Origin of the sequence: Tetragenococcus muriaticus DSM 15685, from assembly GCF_000423785.1 — a bacterium.
Classification (GTDB): domain Bacteria; phylum Bacillota; class Bacilli; order Lactobacillales; family Enterococcaceae; genus Tetragenococcus; species Tetragenococcus muriaticus.
Genome location: NZ_AUIQ01000102.1, coordinates 1 through 2,312, shown reverse-complemented (window position 1 = coordinate 2,312; position 2,312 = coordinate 1). Strand labels below are relative to the sequence as shown.

Annotated in this window: 3 protein-coding genes; all 3 read left to right on the top strand. The window is 34.6% G+C overall.

The window, feature by feature from the left end:
* Positions 1 to 258 precede the first annotated feature (258 nt).
* The 3 genes from G577_RS0110315 (at position 259) to G577_RS0110305 (ending at position 2,116) form a co-directional block, all read left to right on the top strand.
* The gene (locus tag G577_RS0110315) at positions 259 to 954 is read left to right on the top strand and encodes a YwaF family protein (protein ID WP_028791090.1); all 696 of its coding nucleotides are present in this window, start codon (positions 259 to 261) and stop codon (positions 952 to 954) included.
* A 76-nt stretch (positions 955 to 1,030) separates the two neighbouring features.
* Complete coding sequence (locus G577_RS0110310; RefSeq protein WP_028791089.1) at positions 1,031 to 1,336, top strand: rhodanese-like domain-containing protein; 306 nt, start codon at positions 1,031 to 1,033, stop codon at positions 1,334 to 1,336.
* Between the two features lie 114 nt (positions 1,337 to 1,450).
* Positions 1,451 to 2,116, top strand: a complete 666-nt coding sequence (locus G577_RS0110305) for an MgtC/SapB family protein (RefSeq protein ID WP_051176780.1) — start codon at positions 1,451 to 1,453, stop codon at positions 2,114 to 2,116.
* Positions 2,117 to 2,312: the final 196 nt, after the last annotated feature.

Sequence of the window (2,312 nt, the reverse complement as noted above, 5' to 3'; positions counted from 1 at the left end):
ATCCTTTGAACAAAAGTCAAGCGAACCATTATTTTACTATCAGCGTTGTTCTATCAAAGGGACATCATCATTTTGGGTATGCGAAACTTGAGTTATTAAAACCGCTAAAAATATTGTTTATGCAATCATTTTAGCGGTTTTTTCTTGTAACAAAAAAGAATTTAGTGTATAAAAAAGTTATTATGAATCAACTTTAGCTTATATATTACCAATGAAATGTTTGATAGCTAGTAAATAATAAAAAAAAGAGGTGAAAAGATGGATCAGTTCTTTAACGCAGCACGTCCAGAAATAACGATTGGCGGAAAAGATCATTTTTTATATCTTTTCATTATTATAGCCTTACTCACTCTTTTATTTTGTTATCAACGCCAGGTTAAAATATATGAAAAAACTGTGATGTGGATTGTGTTGCTGCTAGCTTTAATCCAAAGAGGTTTAAGTTTAGCTTACTTCATTTCCATTGGCGAGTATACTCTAGCAGAAGCCTTACCGCTTCATATATGTCGGTTGGTTTGTCTCTTCATTATTCTTCAATTTTTTCTTCAAAAGGATTGGCTTGATCAGATCATTTTCTTTTGGGGACTGTTTGCTTATGCTTCTTTTGTCTACCCAGTGGAAATTTCACCACTTACCCATGTTATGGGAATTACCTTTGTTTTATTGCACAGTTTAAATATATTATTTCCACTCGTACGGTATTTTACCGTAGGATTTGTTCCTTCATTTAGAGGATCATTGTTGGCTGTAGTGCTATTTGCTATTTACTTACCGTTAGTAGCGGTATTTAATGAGTTAACGGATGGAAACTATTTTTATTTGGTAGAGCGCCCTTTTTTCCATAACATGGCAAGTCTTCCATATTTTTTACTAAACTTTTTTGGTGTAAGTATAGCATTTTTAATGGTTGGCCTGGTTTTTGATAAGATAGGAAAGGCTAGGGATATTCATTGAATACCAGCGTGTAACTTTTGACAAACTTTGTGCTTTCGTCTACTATCAAAGAAAGGAAATGAAAGGAGCGTTTGCCATGTCTAACGTATATTCTTCCATTACTGTAGGGGAATTATCCGATAAATTGCAAAATGAACCTATTACGATTTTAGATGTGCAGGATAAGGTGGATTTTGATAGCAACCATATCCCAGGAGCTATTAACTTACCAATCGGTGAATTTGTCTCTGAAGCAGAAAATCTCACCAAAGAGAAAACCTACTATGTCATTAGTAAAGCGGGAGTACGAGCGACTCGTGCTTGTTATTACTTAGCAAGTTTAGAATATGATGTTGTGTATGTCCAAGGTGGCATGAACGCTTGGCAGATGCTTAAAGGATAGTTAAATAAGTTCTTGATCCGAATGATGAGAAGCCATTCGGATTTTTTATTCTATGGAAGAAGGAGGGGGAGAAGATTGACTGGAGAGTTGTCGATTTATGAAATTTGTTTACGAATGGTGTTAGCGGTTGTTTTTGCAGGGTTTATCGGATTTGATCGTGAATTTAAAAATAGGCCCGCAGGCATTCGCACGCATATTTTAGTAGGTATTGGAGCGGTACTTATTGCGATGATTCAAAAAGAAATCACCAATACTGCGCTAACAATTGCTCAAGATCAACCAGAACTTGGCGATGTGATTCGTGCTGATGAAGCGCGTTTGATTGCTCAAGTTGTCAGTGGTATTGGCTTTTTAGGAGCAGGAACTATCGTTGTTACTAAACAAGTGGTACGTGGTTTGACAACAGCTGCTTCCTTATGGACCGTCGCTGGTTTAGGTTTAGCTATTGGCATGGGAAATTATCGTATTGCTATTGTAGGATTTGTAGGAATTATGCTTGTATTAACTGTATTAAAGCGTGTCATTAATGTTCCTACGTTGAAAAAAATTGAAATTAGTTTTGAACATAAAAGAACAACGAAAGAATTTATTGCTGATTACTTTAAGGAAAAAAATATAGAAGTGAAAGATGTGGACTTTGAAGTAAAAAAAAGATCGGATAGTAGAATTTATACGAATGTTTACACTGTAGAATTACCTCGGACATTATCTTATCAGACAGTGGTTGAAGACTTATCGATGCATGAAAATATGGTACGCGTTCATTTGATTAGTATGTAATTAGAAGAAAAGAACAATAGAAAAAATTGGAATATCTGACGATTTTCTTGATGACGTTATTTATTTTTGATATGATTATTTATGGATATTATTTGTCCTTCAAAGACTTGTGGTAATAAGTCAAGAGAAAATCCAAAAAAATAAAGTTGATTTTGGACTTTCAAAGGAAAAAAAGAACGCACTGAACTAGACCCGC

Bases quoted from the DNA above. Each gene is read 5' to 3' on its own strand.
- G577_RS0110305 (WP_051176780.1), top strand. From the start codon at position 1,451: ATGGTGTTAGCGGTTGTTTTTGCAGGGTTTATCGGATTTGATCGTGAA.
- G577_RS0110315 (WP_028791090.1), top strand. From the start codon at position 259: ATGGATCAGTTCTTTAACGCAGCACGTCCAGAAATAACGATTGGCGGA.
- G577_RS0110310 (WP_028791089.1), top strand. From the start codon at position 1,031: ATGTCTAACGTATATTCTTCCATTACTGTAGGGGAATTATCCGATAAA.